At 62.8% G+C, this 17,471-nt stretch carries 14 protein-coding genes and 1 pseudogene; 8 read left to right on the forward strand and 7 right to left on the reverse strand.

The window, feature by feature from the left end; genetic code table 11:
* Positions 1–24 precede the first annotated feature (24 nt).
* Both BCA01S_RS17150 and BCA01S_RS17155 read left to right on the forward strand, forming a co-directional pair.
* Entirely contained in the window at positions 25–1,689 is a 1,665-nt protein-coding gene (locus BCA01S_RS17150; protein ID WP_027777947.1) for a bifunctional aspartate transaminase/aspartate 4-decarboxylase, read from the forward strand.
* Between the two features lie 191 nt (positions 1,690–1,880).
* Positions 1,881–3,104: a pyridoxal-phosphate-dependent aminotransferase family protein gene (locus BCA01S_RS17155; RefSeq protein WP_027777948.1), complete on the forward strand. Its 1,224-nt coding sequence runs from the start codon at positions 1,881–1,883 to the stop codon at positions 3,102–3,104.
* A gap of 19 nt (positions 3,105–3,123) precedes the next feature.
* On the opposite strand, the pseudogene BCA01S_RS17160 reads toward BCA01S_RS17155, so the two are convergent.
* A pseudogene (locus BCA01S_RS17160) lies at positions 3,124–3,408 on the reverse strand (hypothetical protein); the annotation flags it as partial.
* Positions 3,409–3,552: 144 nt separating this feature from the next.
* Between BCA01S_RS17160 and BCA01S_RS39640 the strand changes: the two are divergent.
* Entirely contained in the window at positions 3,553–4,023 is a 471-nt protein-coding gene (locus BCA01S_RS39640; RefSeq protein WP_425176532.1) for a PAAR domain-containing protein, read from the forward strand.
* 198 nt (positions 4,024–4,221) lie between these two features.
* On the opposite strand, the gene BCA01S_RS17165 is transcribed toward BCA01S_RS39640, so the two are convergent.
* On the reverse strand, positions 4,222–5,433 hold the full coding sequence (locus BCA01S_RS17165; protein WP_027777950.1) for an MFS transporter: 1,212 nt from the start codon (positions 5,431–5,433) through the stop codon (positions 4,222–4,224).
* 375 nt (positions 5,434–5,808) lie between these two features.
* Between BCA01S_RS17165 and xdhA the strand changes: the two genes are divergently transcribed.
* Genes xdhA through xdhC form a run of 3 tightly spaced genes read left to right on the forward strand, consistent with a single transcriptional unit; the run spans position 5,809 to position 10,362 of the window.
* A complete protein-coding gene (gene xdhA / locus BCA01S_RS17175) occupies positions 5,809–7,362 on the forward strand; it encodes a xanthine dehydrogenase small subunit (protein ID WP_027777951.1) in 1,554 nt (517 codons plus the stop codon).
* 30 nt (positions 7,363–7,392) lie between these two features.
* Positions 7,393–9,756, forward strand: coding sequence for a xanthine dehydrogenase molybdopterin binding subunit (gene xdhB, locus BCA01S_RS17180; protein WP_027777952.1), 2,364 nt, complete (start codon positions 7,393–7,395; stop codon positions 9,754–9,756).
* A 6-nt stretch (positions 9,757–9,762) separates the two neighbouring features.
* On the forward strand, positions 9,763–10,362 hold the full coding sequence (xdhC, locus tag BCA01S_RS17185) for a xanthine dehydrogenase accessory protein XdhC (RefSeq protein ID WP_042318832.1): 600 nt from the start codon (positions 9,763–9,765) through the stop codon (positions 10,360–10,362).
* A 143-nt stretch (positions 10,363–10,505) separates the two neighbouring features.
* On the opposite strand, the gene BCA01S_RS17190 is transcribed toward xdhC, so the two are convergent.
* The 3 genes from BCA01S_RS17190 to BCA01S_RS17200 all read right to left on the reverse strand — a co-directional run bounded on the left by BCA01S_RS17190 (position 10,506) and on the right by BCA01S_RS17200 (position 13,918).
* On the reverse strand, positions 10,506–11,471 hold the full coding sequence (locus tag BCA01S_RS17190) for a LysR substrate-binding domain-containing protein (protein ID WP_027777954.1): 966 nt from the start codon (positions 11,469–11,471) through the stop codon (positions 10,506–10,508).
* A gap of 203 nt (positions 11,472–11,674) precedes the next feature.
* On the reverse strand, positions 11,675–12,319 hold the full coding sequence (locus tag BCA01S_RS17195) for a 2-hydroxychromene-2-carboxylate isomerase (RefSeq protein ID WP_027777955.1): 645 nt from the start codon (positions 12,317–12,319) through the stop codon (positions 11,675–11,677).
* Positions 12,320–12,418: 99 nt separating this feature from the next.
* The gene (locus tag BCA01S_RS17200) at positions 12,419–13,918 is read right to left on the reverse strand and encodes a TAXI family TRAP transporter solute-binding subunit (RefSeq protein WP_027777956.1); all 1,500 of its coding nucleotides are present in this window, start codon (positions 13,916–13,918) and stop codon (positions 12,419–12,421) included.
* Between the two features lie 676 nt (positions 13,919–14,594).
* Here BCA01S_RS17200 and BCA01S_RS17215 point away from each other — a divergent pair.
* Both BCA01S_RS17215 and BCA01S_RS17220 read left to right on the forward strand, forming a co-directional pair.
* Positions 14,595–14,948, forward strand: a complete 354-nt coding sequence (locus BCA01S_RS17215; protein ID WP_027777958.1) for a BON domain-containing protein — start codon at positions 14,595–14,597, stop codon at positions 14,946–14,948.
* Between the two features lie 376 nt (positions 14,949–15,324).
* Positions 15,325–15,573: a hypothetical protein gene (locus BCA01S_RS17220; RefSeq protein ID WP_027777959.1), complete on the forward strand. Its 249-nt coding sequence runs from the start codon at positions 15,325–15,327 to the stop codon at positions 15,571–15,573.
* A gap of 99 nt (positions 15,574–15,672) precedes the next feature.
* Here the strand turns inward: BCA01S_RS17220 and BCA01S_RS17225 are convergent, their stop codons facing one another.
* On the reverse strand, positions 15,673–16,461 hold the full coding sequence (locus BCA01S_RS17225; protein WP_027777960.1) for a sulfite exporter TauE/SafE family protein: 789 nt from the start codon (positions 16,459–16,461) through the stop codon (positions 15,673–15,675).
* 211 nt (positions 16,462–16,672) lie between these two features.
* Positions 16,673–17,320 carry a LysE family translocator gene (locus BCA01S_RS17230; RefSeq protein WP_027777961.1) on the reverse strand — a complete coding sequence of 216 codons (648 nt, stop codon included), beginning with the start codon at positions 17,318–17,320 and terminating at the stop codon, positions 16,673–16,675.
* Positions 17,321–17,471 lie beyond the last annotated feature (151 nt).

Here is a 17,471-nt window from a genome sequence, read left to right on the forward strand (position 1 = left end):
TCACCTGGCTCAGGAGAACACATCATGGCAAAAGAGAAGGACGACAGGAAACGTGGCGACATGGCACAGCCGGGTCTTGCCGCGCTCAGCCCGTTCGAGCTCAAGGACGAACTCATCAAGGCCGCGGGCGGCGGCGCCGTCGAGCGGCCGGCCAATGCGTCGATGCTGAACGCCGGTCGGGGCAACCCGAATTTTCTCGCAACGATCCCGCGCCACGGCTTCTGGCAGCTTGGGCTCTTCGCCATGCGCGAGTCGGAGCGCTCGTTCGCTTATATGCCTGAAGGCGTCGGCGGATTTCCACGGCGCGAAGGCCTCGAAGAGCGCTTCGACCTGTTCTTGCGCGAAAACAAAGGCGTTGCGGGGATCGACTTTTTGCGCGGCGCGGTATCGTACGTGCGCGATCAGCTGGGGCTTTCCTCCGGCGACTTCCTTTATGAAATGTGTGAGGGGATTCTCGCATCGAACTATCCGGTGCCCGACCGGATGCTCAAGCTATCCGAAGTCATCGTCGGACAATATCTGCGCCGGGAGATGATCGGCCGGCATCCGTTCGTCGGCGAATTCGACGTGTTCGCGGTGGAGGGCGGCACGGCGGCCATGACGTACATCTTCAACACGATGCGCGAGAATCACCTCATTAAGCCGGGGGACACCATCGCGCTCGGCATGCCGATCTTCACGCCGTACATCGAGATTCCGCGGCTGAACGACTACCAGTTGAATGTGGTGAATCTGAACGCCGGTGTTGAGAATGGCTGGCAGTACACGAAAGAAGAACTCGACAAGTTGCGCGATCCGAAAGTGAAGGCCTTCTTTCTCGTGAACCCGAGTAATCCGCCTTCGGTGAAAATGGACGACGAGAGCCTTCAGTACATTGCCGACATCGTCAAGGAACGGCCCGATCTGATTCTTCTCACCGACGACGTGTACGGAACGTTCGCGGACGACTTCGTGTCGCTATTCGCGCTTGCGCCGAAGAACACGATTCTCGTGTACTCGTACTCCAAATATTTCGGTGCGACCGGCTGGCGTCTCGGAACGATCGCGACGCATCGCGACAACGTGCTCGACAGGCTGATTTCGGAACTGCCGAAAGACGTGAAGAAGCAGTTGCACGAACGCTATGAGTCGATCACGACAGAGCCTGAAAAGCTCAAATTCATCGACCGTCTGGTGGCCGACAGCCGCACCGTCGCGCTGAATCACACGGCAGGGCTGTCGACGCCGCAGCAGGTGCAGATGGTGCTGTTTTCGCTGTTCTCGCTGATGGATACGCCCGACGCATACAAGAACGCGCTGAAGCGCCTGATCCGCAAGCGCAAGCAGGCGCTTTATGAAGAGGTCGGCATTGCATTCGACGACAGCGATCCGAACCAGGTCGACTACTACACGATTCTCGACGCCGAGTACCTTGGCGAGCGGATGTTCGGGCGCGAGTTCGTCGATTGGCAGTTGAAGAGCACGCAGCCTACCGAGTTGCTGTTCCGTCTTGCTCGCGAGGCTCGGGTGGTGCTGTTGCCGGGGCTCGGCTTCGGCACCCAGCATGCGTCGGGGCGTGTGTCGCTGGCCAACCTCAACGAGTCGGACTACCGGCAGATCGGACGCGCGGTGCGGCGGCTGATCGAAGAATACGTCGAGCGTTTCAATGCGGAAACCGGCAAGAAGCTCGACAAGACCAAGGTGAAGTGAGGTTTTGCCGCGGTGCGGCCAGGCGCGTCGCCTACGCGCGTTTGCAGCGGCCGCCGGCAAAGCATGGTCAAAAAACTTGCGCAATTGCGCGGATCGGTGAATGATCGGACGACGGCCTCACCAGTGTCACAGCTGGCGAGGCCGTTGGCTCCTGTGCATTCCATCTTTGCGCTTTCCTTCAAGTACCGATCATGCCGACTTCATCATCTAACGTTGCGTCTACTGCTGTGCCGTGTCCGGTTGTCGAATCGCTCGACGCCATCCTTCCCGAAGAGCCGTTACTGATGATGGGCGCCGGTCCCGTGCCGATTCCCGCAGCGGTCGCCAAGGCCAATACGATCGTCATCAACCATCTGGGCGCAACCATGGTGAAGGTGATCGGTCAGGTAAAAACGATGGCGCGCTACGTGTTCCAGACCAATTCGAAATGGGTGCTGGGCGTCGCGGGACCCGGTTCGGCCGCGATGGAAATGGCAATCTCGAATCTCGCGTGGGAAGGCACGCGCGTGCTGAGCATCAAGAACGGCTTTTTCAGCGGGCGCATGGCGGAGATGGGCCGCCGCGTCGGCGCGCGAGTGACGGAACTGGAAGTGGCCGACCGCGCGGTGGCGAGTCTCGACGAGATCGCCGAGGCAATCCGCCGTGAGCGTCCGGAGATCGTCACGGTGGTGCAGGGCGAGACTTCGAATACGGTCTGGAATTACCAGTTGAAGGACATCGCCGCATTGGCGAAGTCGGCGGGCGCGCTGGTGATCGTCGACGCGGTGTGCACATTGAGCACCATGCCGCTCGCCATGGACGCGTGGGGCATCGACGCTGTGATCACGGGCGGGCAGAAGGGCTTGTCGTCTATTCCGGGAGTCTCGTTGATTGCGTTTTCCGATGCAGCCTGGGAGCGCGTGAAAGGACGTACCGCGCCGAATGCGCACTGGTGTCTCGACGCGTCGCTCGCCGAGAACTTCTGGCATAACGCGGGATATCACTACACGGCGCCGGTCTCGGGCGTGCTGGCTTTACATGAGGCACTGCGGCTCGTGTGCGCAGAGACGCTTGAAAAGCGTTTTGCGCGGCACCTCAAGTGTTCGGTGGCGTTGCAGGAAGGCGTGACCGCGCTCGGCTTGCAGCTGTATGCGCCGGTTGCTTGCCGGTTGAATTCGGTGGTGGGCATCGAGGTGCCCGCCGGGCTGAGTGCAGGTGATGTATGCGCGCATATTTCGCGGCAGCATCAGGTCGAAATTTCGGGGTCGTTCGGATTGCCGATTGTTCGGATCGGGCAAATGGGCGAGCAATGCCGCGAGCACAATCTGTTTCGCACTCTGCACGCGCTGGGCCGGACGATGGTCGACCTCGGGGTTAAGGTCGATTTGCCCGCCGGGGTCGCGGCGTTGGAGCGGGGATTGTCAGGAGGAAAGTAGAGGGCTGGGACCCGCTCCGCTAATGCGACACGCTCGAAAGTCCGCCTGCCGGAGGTAATCCTGGCGGCGGACCACTGTCGGTCAAACTGAACGTCGACATGGAACTCGGGCAGTGGAACGTCTTCAGCACATCGCTCGTCAGAGGATTGGCAACGCTGCCCGCGCCCACAATGTCGAGTACCGCCTTGCGCCCGTCGAAGTTGAACGCAACGCGCGTACGTCCGGATGTCGCTGTTCCCAGCACCTTGCTCTTGTGAGTCATGCCCATCAGCACCCACGGTCCATCGGCTGATATGGTCGGCGTATGTGAAAGTAAAGACGCCAGGCGCGCCGCGCGACAGCGAAGCGCCGCTAACCCGAGTAAATACCGTTCCCGTCTGCGAACCAATCGCGCGCATCAGCCTGAGTCCCTCGGCGCTTCTTTCCGAAGGGCCGCTTTGGCGCACCCGTGAAGCCGTTCCGTCGCGCTGCTGCTGTCGAGGAGCGGGCGAGCCCGTTGAATCAGCGCACCGTTGCGCACGAAAGGCGACTGGACCACTCGCGAGTGGGAGAAGATTTGCTAGACGCGAGCGATCTTCGAAGCACGCCCCTCGATTACCGCTGCGCAGTCGGCTTTCGCCCACTCGTCGAGCACCACACCTCAAACTCGTCCGCAGAAACACAAGTGAGACTGATCCGATTCGGTGACGTCACCGAGCAAGATGGCGAAGCTATCATTGCGTCATCGACGGTGACCTTCGATGATCGTCCGGTCGCCCGTATGGGCGACGAAGTCTTATGCCCCCGGCATCCGGAAATTACGCCGAAGCTGATTGGTGAGGGTGATGAGTCGATGATGGATGACAACCTTCCTGTTGCTCATCCTGGACATCGTCCGACATGGGGTTGCCAATTGATTTCGAGCCTGTCGCAACGATAACGACTTAAGCCGTTGCAGAAACGCAACTGGGACGGCTAAAGGCCTAGCCTTCCCACGAGTATGGGCTTCTACGCACGGAACGTACGACCACTTCGTCATCGAGTCCAAATGTGTCGCGGCTCTGATTGTGATTGCACTGCTGCACGCTCGGGACCACGGAACTCAATTGTGAGTTGGTGCGTTGAGCAGAAAGAACCCTCAAAGCGCCGCAGGCATCTTCCCAACCTTCACATCCCGAAGATAAAGAAAACTGGAAAGCCCCACTGCCGCGGCAGCGGCAATTGCCGCGAACAGAAACACTGACCCATACCCAAACTCGCCGGCAATATACCCCGCCAACGGCCCAGTAATTCCCAGCGACAGATCCAGAAACACCGAATAAGCCGACAGCGCCGCACCACGGCTCGCGGGCGGCACGAGTCCGACTGCCTCGACGCCGAGCGCCGGAAATACCAACGCAAACCCGAATCCGGTCAACGCCGCCCCAGCGAGCGCGATATGCGGCTCAGGCGCAAGCCACAGCATCAGCAAGCCGACACATTCAAACGAAAACGAAACGATCGCGACCCGGAAGCCCCCGTAGGTCTTGATGGTGTTGGCGAACAGTAGCCGCGCGCCGATGAACAGCGTGCCAAACACCGTCAGCGACAATGCCGCGTTCGGCCACTGCTTCGCCGCATAGAACAATGTGATGAACGTCGCAATCGATCCAAAACCGGCCGACCCGAGCGCTAACCCGATGCCGTGCGGCAGGACCCGCGTGAACACGCTTCGATAAGACATCCGTTCACCGTGCACGATCGGCACGGATGCCATCGGCCGGGCGAGATAGAAGCCGAGCGCCGCCAGCAGGATCACCAGAATGCCGAGCGCCGCAAATCCGACCGTCCGCTCGATCGCAACGCCGAGCGGCGCGCCGACCGCCAGCGCCCCATACGTGGCGATGCCGTTCCACGAGATCACTCGCGCGTTGTTGCTCGTGCCCACGCGGCCGATCCCCCACAGAATCGCGCCGGTGCCGCACAGACTCTCGCCGAATCCGAGCACGAGCCGGCTGCACACGAGCAGGCCAAGGCTCAGCACGGGCCAGCGTCCGCACAAAACCGCCAGCAGCAAAAGAACGCCGCTCGCGCCGCATCCGAGCAAGCCGATCGTCACCGTGCGCTTCGGCCCCAGCGTGTCTGCCGACCGTCCTGCCAGCGGCCGCGACGCCAAAGTCGCCAGGTACTGCACGCTGATCGCAGCGCCCGCGAGCACCGCGCTGTAGCCTAGGTCGTCGTGCACGTAGCCTGGCAGCACCGCGAGCGGAATGCCGATCGTCAGATAGCAAAGAAACGTGAAAAAGACGACCGGAATGATCTGCATGGTCGTCGCAAACTCGCTGCGGGGTGTCGCTGTGTCGGTGGACATGGGGAAAACCAGACTTGAAAACGGCGGGAAGGCGTGATTTTCCCATGGAACCGATTCTCTTGCAGCATTTGCTTAATAATTGGTCAGGCTTAAGCCGCCGCGAAGCCCAGATAGTGGGGTATCGGACGCTCAACTTGCTCTCGGCGACGCGCGATATGGTCCACCCCGCGCCCCAAATCTGGCCGAAACTAAACAATTAAGCATAAAACATCGAAAATCAGACAACCCAACATAAGCCCACAGCGCGCTGATTTCATCTCGATATCGCTTTGAGAATATGTCCCGCATGCGACGCGAGCTATGGGTTGTATTTATTGACGGTGATAGTTTTCGAACCATCCCTGCTGCACAAAGAACATTCGAGAGCGATAAGACATGACCGAGCCAATCCGCTTTTACCATCGCAACGCGATCCGCGAAATCAAGGACGCGCCTGTCACCCGCACGGTCCTGCAGTATCTGCGTGAAGACGCGCACTGCACCGGCACCAAGGAAGGTTGCGCCGAAGGCGACTGCGGCGCGTGCACGGTTGTGGTTGGCGAGCGCAACGAAAAGGGCGGCGTCGACTTCAAGGCGGTCAATGCCTGCATACAGTTCATGCCGACGCTCGACGGCAAGGCGCTCTTCACCGTCGAAGATCTGCGTCAGCCCGACGGCTCGCTGCATCCGGTACAGCAGGCGATGGTCGAATGCCACGGCTCGCAGTGCGGTTTCTGCACGCCAGGCTTCGTCATGTCGATGTGGTCGCTCTACGAAAAGCACGGTCACGAGCATGGCTGCGCGAACAGGACGGTGCCCTCGCGCGAAGCGATCAGCAACGCGCTCACAGGCAATCTGTGCCGCTGCACCGGCTATCGTCCCATCGTGGATGCGGCCGTGCGCATGTTCGAAGTTCCCGCGCCCAAGGCACCGGTGAATGTGGAGGCGCTCGCAGGCACGCTCGCGACGCTGCAACGCGACGACACGTTCCATTACGAGCACGCCGGCCAGCGCTTTGACGCGCCGCGCACGGTCGAAGCGCTCGCGCAGATCAAGCAGGCCGAACCGGCCGCGCGCATTCTCGCGGGCAGTACCGACATTGGCCTGTGGGTCACCAAGCAGATGCGCGAACTCGGTAATGTCGTGTACGTCGGGCAAATCGCCGAATTGCAGAAGCTCGAAACGCATGCCGACTGGATCGAAATTGGCGCGGGCGTGACGGTAGAAAACGCCTACACGGAGATCGCGAAGCAGTACCCCGAACTTACCGAAATGTGGCTACGCTTCGCTTCGCTGCCCATTCGCAACGCGGGCACACTCGGCGGCAACATCGCCAACGGCTCGCCGATCGGTGATTCGATGCCCGGTCTCATCGCGCTCGGCGCGCGCGTGATTGTCCGAGGTGGGGACATCGAACGCGAAATGCCGCTCGAAGACCTGTACGTCGCGTATCAGAAGAAGAATATGGCCGAGCACGAGTTCGTCGTCGGCCTCAAGGTGCCGACTCGCACGGGCGCGCGCTCAAAGCTGCAATTTCGCACCTACAAGCTGTCGAAGCGCTTCGACTCGGATATCTCCGCCGTGTGTGCCGCGTTCTCGTTTGTCGCCGACGGCGAGTTAATTCGCGAGCCGCGCATCGCATTCGGCGGCATGGCCGCGACGCCGAAGCGCGCAACGCACGCAGAAGCCGTGCTGCGCGACGCCGAATGGCATGAAGCCACCGCGCAAGCCGCGATGTTCGCGCTCGGCAACGACTACGCGCCGCTTTCCGATATGCGCGCGACCAGCAATTATCGTCTCGAAGCTGCAAAGAACACGCTGTATCGCTTCTGGCTCGAAACGCGCCCCAACAATCCGTTGCGGAAAAGCTCGCTCGATGTGCGTGCGGTGGCTGCGGCGTGCGCGACTGCGGACATCGGTGTCGACGGCAGCGTCGAAGCAAATGCCTGAAGCGCACGAAGAATACGGAGAACACAAACAATGAATCAGCATGCCGAACCCTTTCTGAAGGACGCTCAGGCGCTCGACGACTTCACGCAGGTTCATGTTTCGCGCCCGCATGAATCGGCGCATCTGCACGTGAGCGGCCGCGCGACTTATACCGACGACATCCCGACGGTCGCAGGCACGCTGCACGCCGCGCTCGGCCTGTCGAGCAAAGCACACGCGAAAATCGTGTCGGTATCGCTCGACAAGGTGCGCGCGACGCCCGGCGTGGTCGCTGTCTTTACCGCGGACGATATTCCCGGCGCCAACGACGTCGCGCCGATCGTCCACGGCGACGACCCGATTCTCGCCGACGGCCTCGTTCAGTACGTCGGACAGCCGGTCTTCATCGTAGTGGCGACGTCGCACGAAACCGCGCGGCTCGCCGCGCGCCGCGCGGAGATCGTCTATGAGGAGTTGCCTGCCATCCTGACCGCGCAGCAGGCGCGTGCCGCCAATCAGCACGTGCTGCCGCCGATGAAACTCGCGCGCGGCGAGGCCGGCACGAAGATCGCGCGCGCGTCGCATCGTGAGGCTGGCGAAATGCTGCTCGGCGGCCAGGAGCAGTTCTATCTCGAAGGGCAGATTTCGTATGCGGTGCCGAAGGACGACGACGGCATGCACGTCTATTGCTCGACGCAGCATCCGACCGAAATGCAGCATCTTGTCGCTCACGCGTTGGGCATTGCGTCCCATAACGTGCTGATCGAATGTCGCCGAATGGGTGGCGGCTTCGGCGGCAAGGAATCGCAGTCGGGTCTTTTCGCGTGCTGCGCGGCGCTCGCTGCCTGGAAGTTGCTGTGCCCCGTCAAGCTGCGCCCGGATCGCGACGACGACATGATGGTGACGGGCAAGCGGCACGACTTTCACTACACGTATGAAGTCGGCTACGACGACAAGGGCGTGATCGAAGGTGTGGCCGTCGACATGACCTCGCGCTGCGGTTTTTCGGCCGACCTGTCCGGTCCGGTGATGACGCGCGCGCTGTGCCACTTCGACAACGCGTACTGGCTGTCCGATGTCACCATCGAGGGCTTCTGCGGCAAGACCAACACGCAATCGAATACCGCGTTTCGCGGCTTCGGCGGTCCGCAAGGTGCGTTTGCGATCGAATACATCATGGACAACGTGGCGCGCTCGATCGGCGAGGATTCGCTCGACGTGCGCCGCCGCAATCTGTATGGCAAGACCGAGCGTAATCAGACGCCGTATGGCCAGATCGTCGAAGACAACGTGATTCACGAACTGATAGACGAACTGGAAGCGACTAGCGAATATCGCGCGCGCCGCGCGGCCATCAACGAATTCAACGCTAACAACGAGGTGCTGAAGAAAGGCCTCGCACTGACGCCGGTCAAGTTCGGTATTGCGTTCAACGTCACGCACTTTAATCAGGCCGGCGCGCTGGTGCATATCTACACCGACGGTTCGGTGCTCGTGAATCACGGCGGCACCGAAATGGGCCAGGGCTTGAACACGAAAGTCGCACAGGTCGTCGCACATGAACTGGGCGTTGGCTTCAACCGGATTCGCGTGACGGCAACGGATACCAGCAAGGTCGCAAATACTTCGGCGACGGCGGCTTCGACGGGTTCGGATCTGAACGGCAAGGCTGCACAGGACGCGGCGCGCCAGCTGCGCGAACGGCTCGCCGCGTTTGCCGCCGAGCGTTTCGGCGCCGGCGAGGTCAATGCTTCCGACGTGCGCTTCACGCATGACCGCGTGATTGTCGGCGAGGCAGTGGTGCCGTTCGAAGAAGTCGTCGCAAAGGCATATCTTGCGCGAATCCAGCTATGGTCCGATGGTTTTTACGCGACACCGAAGCTCTACTGGGATCAGGCGAAGCTGCAAGGCCGGCCGTTCTACTACTACTCGTATGGCGCGGCCGTGTCCGAAGTGGTGATCGACACGCTGACCGGCGAAATGCGCGTGCTGCGCGCGGATGCGCTGCATGACGTAGGCGCGTCGCTGAATCCGGCGCTCGACATCGGCCAGGTGGAAGGCGCGTTCATTCAGGGCATGGGCTGGCTCACCACCGAGGAGCTGTGGTGGAACGCCGGCGGCAAGCTCATGACGCACGCACCGTCCACCTACAAGATTCCGACTGTCAACGATACGCCGCCGGTTTTCAACGTGCGTCTGTTCAAGAACCGCAATGCGGAGGACAGCATCCATCGCTCGAAAGCGACTGGCGAGCCGCCGCTGCTGTTGCCGTTCTCGGTGTTCTTTGCGATTCGCGACGCGGTGTCGGCAGTGGGCGGTCATCGGGTGAATCCGCCGCTCAATGCACCTGCCACGAGCGAGGAAATCCTCAGGGCGATCGGCGCGGTGCGGGCCGCCGCGTCGACCGCGAGGTGATTGAAGATGAACGCGATCAGCCACTGTTCTTCGATTCGGATCGGCCGGCGCAGCGCGGTCGACGAACCGCGTCCCGCGCCCATGCACATCGTGCTGTTCGGCGCGGGCCATGTTGGTCATGCGCTTATTCGATTGCTCGGCAACCTGCCGTGCGTGGTTCAGTGGGTCGACGAGCGCGATGAACTGTTCCCCGACGAAACGCCTGCGAATGTGCAGATCGAAGCCACCGACACGCCCGACGCGATCGTCGATACGGCACCGCCCCGCGCCTGGTTTCTGGTGATGACGCATAACCATGCACTCGATTTTTCGCTAGCGGAACGCATCATGCGGCGACGCGATTTCAGCTACTTCGGCATGATCGGTTCGAAGACAAAACGCGTGAAGTTCGAACGGCGCCTGCTCGCGCGTGGCGTGGAGCTCGAACGGTTGCAGCAGATGACATGTCCGATCGGCGTGCCAGGCATCGTCGACAAGGCGCCGGCCATGATCGCGGTGGCGGTATGCGCGGAGTTGCTGCAGGTCCGCGGGCGGCGAGCCGCGGTTCCGCTCGCAATGGCAAACGGAACGCACGCGGCGCTTCAACCTGTGGCGACGAACGTCTGAAATGGATTGGCCGCGTTTAGCCTCGTTAGCCGACGCGAAGGGGTCGACTATGTCAATCGCATCAACAACATCAGCCCCGAACACTCCTTAACGTCTCCTCAACATGGACGCCTCATCGCTCCATTTGCGCGTTTGCCTCGCCCTCAGGTGGACCCTTGCCGCGGCTGCTTCGCGCGCCGAACCTTCTGCGCGACCAGCCCGTCCGACACCTGTGACATCAATGCACGCAGCCAGCCGAGATCGCTCGGGCGATCCGGCTGCGGATGCCACATCTGATAGCACTTGATACGCGGAAACGGGATGGGCGCCTCGACAACCGCGAGCGGCAGAATGCTCGCGTAGTGCGTTGCGAAGCGCCGCGTCGTCGTGAAGATCAGATCGGATTGCAGCAGCGTCTGCGGCACGAGGCCGAAGTACGGCAGCGTGGCGACGATGCGCCGCTCGGCGCGTGCGCGCGCAAACCCGATGTCGATGGCGCCACCGCGCGCGCCGCTGTAAGGAGTCGGCGCAAGATGCGGCGCCGCGAGATACGCGTCGCGCGTGAGCGGCGCGCGCGCCAACGGATGATCCGCCCGCATCAGGCACACAACCGTGTCCGAAAACAGGTCGCTGCGCTCGAAACGCGGATCGGGCTTCGGCCAGTTGCCGATTACCAGGTCGAGCTCGCCCGCATCGAGCGAGGCAGTGTGGTCGAGCATCGGGCTCAGCGAATCGATTTCGAGCCGAGCATGCGGCGCCGCCTCGCGGAACTGCGCGATAACGGTCGGCATGAAGAAGTCGTTCAGATAATCCGGCGCGGCTACCCGAAAGGTCCGGCGCGAACGGCCGGGATCGAAGTCGCCGTGCGGCGTGGCCACGAAATCGACCTCACGCAGCACCCGTTGCGCGGATGCGAGCAGCGACTCGCCATATTCGGTCGGCACCATGCCCGACTTGCCGCGTACGAGGATGGGGTCGTTCAGCGTCTCTCGAAGCTTGCGCAGCGCGGTGCTGATTGCGGGTTGCGTCTGGTTCAGGCGCAGCGCGGTTTGCGTGACGCTGCGCTCGACCAGCAGCGTGCGCAGCACGCGCACGAGCCAGATATCGAGGGAGGCGGCGGTGTCGTCCATGGAAAAGAGGGAGGCGAAGTCGAGCGGGCGTCACAAGGATCCGCACCGCGCGAGAGGCGATCAGCACGCGGTCTATGCGTGACGCAAAGGTTATAACCTTAGGCCCGATTGCACTGCGGCCGCCATAGCCGGCGCGGTATGCCCGGGATCAGCAGCGTTCGGTTTCCACGCGCACGCTCCACGCATGCCACTGCACCGAGCGCTCAGATGTTGGCCAAACCCGACGGCAGCGCACTGATCCGCTTCACTTCGCTCGATTCCAGCCAGTTGGGCGTGCGCGCGCAGTACAACACCATCGGCAACGCATCTTCGCCCCAGAACAACTGGTCGTTCAGCCGGAAGGTCGGCACGCCGTACACGCCGAGACCGATCGCGTCGGCAGTATTGCGCTGCAACTGCGCCTTTACTTCTTCGCTCTTGATGAGTTCGGGGCCGTCCGGCATGCCCACCCGTTCGCACAATTCGGCGAATGCCGCGTCGCTCGACGGATCGCGGCCTTCACGCCAGATGAAGCGGAAGATTTCGCGCACACAGACCACGTCCGCCTGAGCGGCGGTGGCGAGGAGCAGCGGCTTCATGGAGTCGAAAGGATGAGCCGGCGGCATCTTGTACGGTATGCCGAGCTGCTCCGCGCGAAAGAGCGCGTGGCGGTACAGGAAGGTGCGTTTGGCCGGCACGCTGTAAGCCGGCCGTTGCCCCCAGTGACGATACAGGTCGTTCAGCACCACCGGCGTGAATGCGAAGTCGAAGCCCGGCCATTTGTCGTGTTGTTCAAGCAGCAGATACGTGAACGGCGAGACGAAATCGTAAAACCACAGCGGCTGCGCGGCGTCGATGCCAACGGTCATATGTGTCTCCCGGATTGCCTGTCCGACAGATCGGCGGTTGCGTCTGCCAGATCGTCGGAATTGTAATGATCTTACGCGGTGCGGCGGCGGCTTGCACCGTCAATCTGGTTTGCGGCGCTCGTCGGCGCGTGTCTCGCCGATCACCGCGGCTTCGTCCGGCGCGCCGGGCGCGGTGGCCGCGTCGCCTGCTTCGGTCACCGTGGCGAAGTCCTGGTTGGCACCTTCGTCCTGCTCTTCTTCGGACATCTCGGGCTGCGCTTCGCGGCTTTGCATGAGCCTTGCCCGCACAAAACCGATGTGCTCGCGCAGCACATAGAACTGATCGGCATAGGCGAGCGGCATCTTCAGACCATTCACCGAGTCTTCGATCGCATCGAGCCGTTGCAGAAGCGACGCGCGCTCGGCCGGCGAATGGTCGCTAAGCGCGCTGCGCTCGATAGCGATCAGTGCGCCATACCAGCGATAGATGCGTGACTTCACGCGCCATGCATACAGCGACGGCACGAGCCGCAGCGCCGGGATCAGCAGCACGACGAGCGGCACGACCACCACGAGCAGCCGGTCGGCAAGGCTCGCGAGCCAGAACGGCAACAGGCGGTACAGGAAGCTCTTGCCCGACTTGTAGTAGCGCGCGGCGTCGTCGCTGATCGTGAAGTCATGGGCCAGCGGGGCAGGGAATTCACCCGCGCGCTGCATGATGTTGGCCCTGCCGTGCACTTCGCGCGCGGCTTCGATCAGCAGGTCCGACAGCGCCGGGTGCAGCGAGTCGCGCGCCACTAGTTCGGCGGTCGGCGCGACCATGTGGATCGGCGCGGACGGCAGGTTCTTGCCGAGATCGAACGCGCCCATCGGCAATTCGAGTTGCGTCAGATACGGAAAGCGGCGCGTGTATGCGTCGGCCTGCGTGAAATCGTAGAACTGCACGTTTGGCGTGCGGTAAAGCTTGCCCATGACCGCGGGTTGCGCGGAATCGCCGGCGAGGAAAGCCGCGTCGACCTTCCCGGAGATGAGGGCCTGCGCCGCGTCGTCGCCGGATAGCGGCAGCAGTTTGGTCGCGCCGCCCGGCTCGATGCCGTTGGCCTTCAGGAGCGCGAGCGCCAGTTCGCGGGTGCCGCTGCCTTCGGCGCCGACTGCGAGCCGCTGGCCCTTGAATTCGGAGAGACGCGCGACCGTCGGCCCGTGATAGAAGATCGCCAGCGGCACATACGACACGCTGCCGAGCGACATCAGGCCGTTGCTCGCTGCGCCGGGCGCGACGCCGTCCTGCACGAAGCCCACGTCGACGTTCGAGTTCGGGTCTGACAGCCGTTTGAGGTTTTGCAGCGAGCCTTCCGACGGCAGAACATTCAACGTGATGCGGTTGCGCGCCAGAATCTCCTTGTACTTTTGGGCCGCCGTCCAGAAGCTGCTGCCTTGCGGCCCGGCGCTAATGGTGAGCGTGCTGGGCGGCGCGGGCTGGATCAGGCGCACCGCGAGCCAGATCGCGACGACAGCGATCAGCACGATCGGCCCGAACGACACAGCCAGATCGCGCCACGAGATCGCGACGAAACGGGCAACGAGGTGGGTAGGGCGTTTGCGGCCGGTGGCTGGCTTCATCGGATGACAGGACGGCTACGGTCCGGAGTGAACTGAATGGGGGCGCTGCGCGTGGCGCCGATGGTACCTGAGATTGCCGCGGCGGCGGAATGGACGACTGGGCAGGGCGCGGAGAAACCCGTAACAAAAAGTGACCACGGAGTAGCGGCCAAGCGGCGAGCGCGCAATGAAGGCTCAGTGAGCGGCGAGTGCTTCGCCGGCAAGCAGGGCGCAGGCGGCCATTAAAAAGCGCCTCGGCGACAAGTGCTTCGAGCATGCGAAGCGCTTATCGGAAGCACGTGAACAGTATATCAATGCCTGCAAACATGCGCATTTAACCCGACCCGCTCGCATCGAGCATAACTAAACCCTTTGCGCTTCTGGCGCGGCTAGATTAAATTGTGCATCGCTGCCGCGAACACACATTTCGCGCGGCGCGACCCGGCACGACACACAAGAACCGGGCGCGTCTGCGAATATCGCGGCTTGCCGGTCTGCGGACCGCATCGCATGAGCGTCTTCGCCATCGCGTGCGGCACATGGCAGCCGGCCTCTCATCGCCTCTCGCATCTCGTGTCGCAGCCACAGCCGGCTATGCCTCGCCGCGCGCCTCGTCGCGCCTCGGGCATGGCCGCAGGTAGTCGTAACGAAGCCGCTTATTCAAGCGGTCCAATGTGAAGCTAAGGAGAGAAGCAATATGAAATCGGTCGGTTTTCTGAAGACGCTGGGCTCGGTGGTGGCAATGGTGGTGGCATGCAACGTCTATGCTCAGGCAAGCGATGCAACGGCAACGGGCACGACAGCCGCTCCCGCCGCCAGCGCGAAGGCGAGCAAGAAGGCCAATAGCCAGCTGGGCCGCAAGGTGCGCGCCGCGCTCTCGAAGACGCAAGGCATCGACGTGTCCAACATCGCCGTGCGCGCCCGCGGCGGCGCCGTGACGCTCACGGGCTCGGTGCCCGATCAAGGTCAGATCGACGCGGCCGGCGAGGCAGCGAAGGGTGTTGCCGGCGTGACGTCGGTGTCGAACAAGCTGAACGTGATGCAGCAGTAAGTGCGGCGAGCGGGCGCATCGGTAAGCCCGCTGTGACGGCGCACTGATCAGGCGCCTAGCCGCGCAGCGATTAGCGCCCCTCACACGGCGCGGCTTATGAGGTGGTGCGTCGCGCGGGTGTTTTCCGACGTAACGCACCACTTCGACCACTTCGATGTGCGCGAACGAGAAAGCTCCGGCAGCCATGCCGGAGCTTTTTTGTTTTGTGCCACGCCGTGCATGAAACGGCAGCGGCAAAGCTGCAACAACATAGCGGCAACGACGGTTTCATCAGACGCTGCACTGCAAGCCAGGCGCCGTCGTCCAATGTGTGGGATGACACATTTCCGACGCCACGCTAAGCGTACCGTATGCATGAAGAACTGGAGTCAACGCCATGCAAACTACGCTCCTGCGCTATACCGATCTGCCTATCACCGACCGGGCCGCATTCGAACTGGTGTGCGCGCGGCACGGCTTTGCGCCCGTGCATTTTGACATCAGCATTTGCGCCGATCCCGCCGATGCTGCCCATGAGCGCCTCGTCACTGTGCGGCGTGGCGGCTGGGCTCAATCGTATTACGACCGCCAGGGCCAATGGGTCAGACAGTTCGAGGCCGATCTGACCTGCCGCTTTTTCAGGTGACGACGACGGCGGGAGCCCGGCATCGTCGTGCGTCATCAGTCTGGCACAAGGCGAAGATCAGACCGGCGTGACGCCAGCTTCACGCGACGTCACGCGGCTTCACGCCAGCACCAGACGCACGCCTACCAGCGTGAGCGTCGCCGCGAGCAGATTGCGTAGCAGCGCATCCGGCGCGCGCGCGGAGAGCATGCTGCCCACCGCGATGCCCGGCAGCGAGCCCACGAGCAGCGACAGCAGCATCGACCAGTCGACGGAACCGAGCAGCCAATGGCCCGCGCCTGCCAGCAGCGTAAGCGGTACCGCATGCGCAATGTCGGAGCCGACGATGCGCGTTGTCGGCAGCATCGGGTAAAGCAGCAGCAAGATAGTCACACCGATCGCGCCCGCGCCCACCGAAGTCAGCGATACGAGCACACCGAGCACCGCGCCCGTCAGCATGGTGAGTCCCAGCGTGCGTCCCTGGCTGGGCGTACGCTGACGGTGCGCGCCCAGCGCCGTGAGTTGCGGGCGGAACACGAGCGCGACTGCCGTGACCAGAAGCGCGACCCCGAGCACGATCTGGATCAGTCGGCTCGCGCCCGGCGTGTCCATCCCATAGCGGTGCAGCAGCACCAGCGTGACCGTCGCGGCCGGCACGCTACCGGCGGCGAGCCGCAGCGTCACCTGCCAGTCCACGGAGCCTTTCAGGCCGTGCACCAGCGTTCCGGTCGCCTTGGTGGCGGACGCGTACAGAAGGTCGGTGCCGACTGCGGTCGCCGGATGTACGTTGAACAGGAGGACCAGGATCGGCGTCATCAGCGAGCCGCCGCCAACGCCCGTCAGCCCGACCAGGAAGCCGACGAACAGGCCGGAGGCGGAGTACAGCAAATCGATATGGGGAAGAGCCATTGATGAGACCGCTGGCGGTCGGTGGATTGACAGTTAGGGCACGGGCGGCGCGCGTGTCCCCGTCGCCGACGCAGCTCGGCAAATCGGGCATCTGGCAACGCTCGGCGCAGCGAAAGCCGCTATTGTCGCAAAACTGACGCGCGAGCGTACGAACGGCGCGGAACGCACATGCCGAAGTCGTCCGCGCGCGGCCTGACGCGTTCCCCAGCGCTCAAAGCGCGCGGCGAATTTCGACGACGCCGAAGGCCGCGAGCATGATTCCGACGAGCCGGTCGATCGCGAGCCGCAATTTGCTGCCGATAGCGTGCCGCGCGAGCGATACCACCGTCACAAGAAAGCACCACCACGCGATTGAGCCGCAGAAAACGCCGCCGACCGTCGTGAGCGCAATCGTCGACGAAAACGCGCCGCGCGGTGCCAGCGTCGTGAACAACGCGGCGAACATGATGACCGTCTGCGGATTGGTCAGCGTGAGCAGCAAGGAACTCGCGTAGGCGCGCAGCGCCCCCGCGCGGCCCACTTGCGCGAGCTTGCCATTGCCGTTCGCCTCGCCGTTGGCCGCGTCGACGGGAGGTTTTTGCAGCAACGTGCGCACGCCGAGATACAGCAAAAACAGTCCGGCAAGCAGATGCAGCGGCCGGTCGTATGCCAGCATGAACTGCGAAATGCCGACGAGTCCGAGCGCTGCGATCAGACCATAGAACGCGTCGCCGCTCGCAATGCCCAGGCCGATCGCGAGTCCGGCGCGCGGGCCGCCCGTCAGCGTGCGGCGGATGCAAAGCATACCCATGGGCCCCACTGGCGCGGCAATCGCAAGGCCGACGCCGGCGGCGGTAACGAACAGGCTGGTCATGGACATGGCGATTTCCGTGAAGTTTTCATGGTCGGTAGCGATACAGTCACCGGGCGGGCCGCATGCATCGCAAAACATAAAAAGAAAGCGACGGCATCCGCGAGCAACGCCCAGCATAACGAGCCCGCAAGCCGCGAGCAAGCGGCCAGCGGTCCAG

Source organism: Paraburkholderia caledonica NBRC 102488 (assembly GCF_000685095.1).
In the GTDB taxonomy this organism is placed as follows: domain Bacteria; phylum Pseudomonadota; class Gammaproteobacteria; order Burkholderiales; family Burkholderiaceae; genus Paraburkholderia; species Paraburkholderia caledonica.

Bases quoted from the DNA above. Each gene is read 5' to 3' on its own strand.
- BCA01S_RS17150 (WP_027777947.1), top strand. From the start codon at position 25: ATGGCAAAAGAGAAGGACGACAGGAAACGTGGCGACATGGCACAGCCG.
- BCA01S_RS17155 (WP_027777948.1), top strand. From the start codon at position 1,881: ATGCCGACTTCATCATCTAACGTTGCGTCTACTGCTGTGCCGTGTCCG.
- BCA01S_RS17165 (WP_027777950.1), bottom strand. From the start codon at position 5,433: ATGTCCACCGACACAGCGACACCCCGCAGCGAGTTTGCGACGACCATG.
- xdhA (WP_027777951.1), top strand. From the start codon at position 5,809: ATGACCGAGCCAATCCGCTTTTACCATCGCAACGCGATCCGCGAAATC.
- xdhB (WP_027777952.1), top strand. From the start codon at position 7,393: ATGAATCAGCATGCCGAACCCTTTCTGAAGGACGCTCAGGCGCTCGAC.
- xdhC (WP_042318832.1), top strand. From the start codon at position 9,763: ATGAACGCGATCAGCCACTGTTCTTCGATTCGGATCGGCCGGCGCAGC.
- BCA01S_RS17190 (WP_027777954.1), bottom strand. From the start codon at position 11,471: ATGGACGACACCGCCGCCTCCCTCGATATCTGGCTCGTGCGCGTGCTG.
- BCA01S_RS17195 (WP_027777955.1), bottom strand. From the start codon at position 12,319: ATGACCGTTGGCATCGACGCCGCGCAGCCGCTGTGGTTTTACGATTTC.
- BCA01S_RS17200 (WP_027777956.1), bottom strand. From the start codon at position 13,918: ATGAAGCCAGCCACCGGCCGCAAACGCCCTACCCACCTCGTTGCCCGT.
- BCA01S_RS17215 (WP_027777958.1), top strand. From the start codon at position 14,595: ATGAAATCGGTCGGTTTTCTGAAGACGCTGGGCTCGGTGGTGGCAATG.
- BCA01S_RS17220 (WP_027777959.1), top strand. From the start codon at position 15,325: ATGCAAACTACGCTCCTGCGCTATACCGATCTGCCTATCACCGACCGG.
- BCA01S_RS17225 (WP_027777960.1), bottom strand. From the start codon at position 16,461: ATGGCTCTTCCCCATATCGATTTGCTGTACTCCGCCTCCGGCCTGTTC.
- BCA01S_RS17230 (WP_027777961.1), bottom strand. From the start codon at position 17,320: ATGTCCATGACCAGCCTGTTCGTTACCGCCGCCGGCGTCGGCCTTGCG.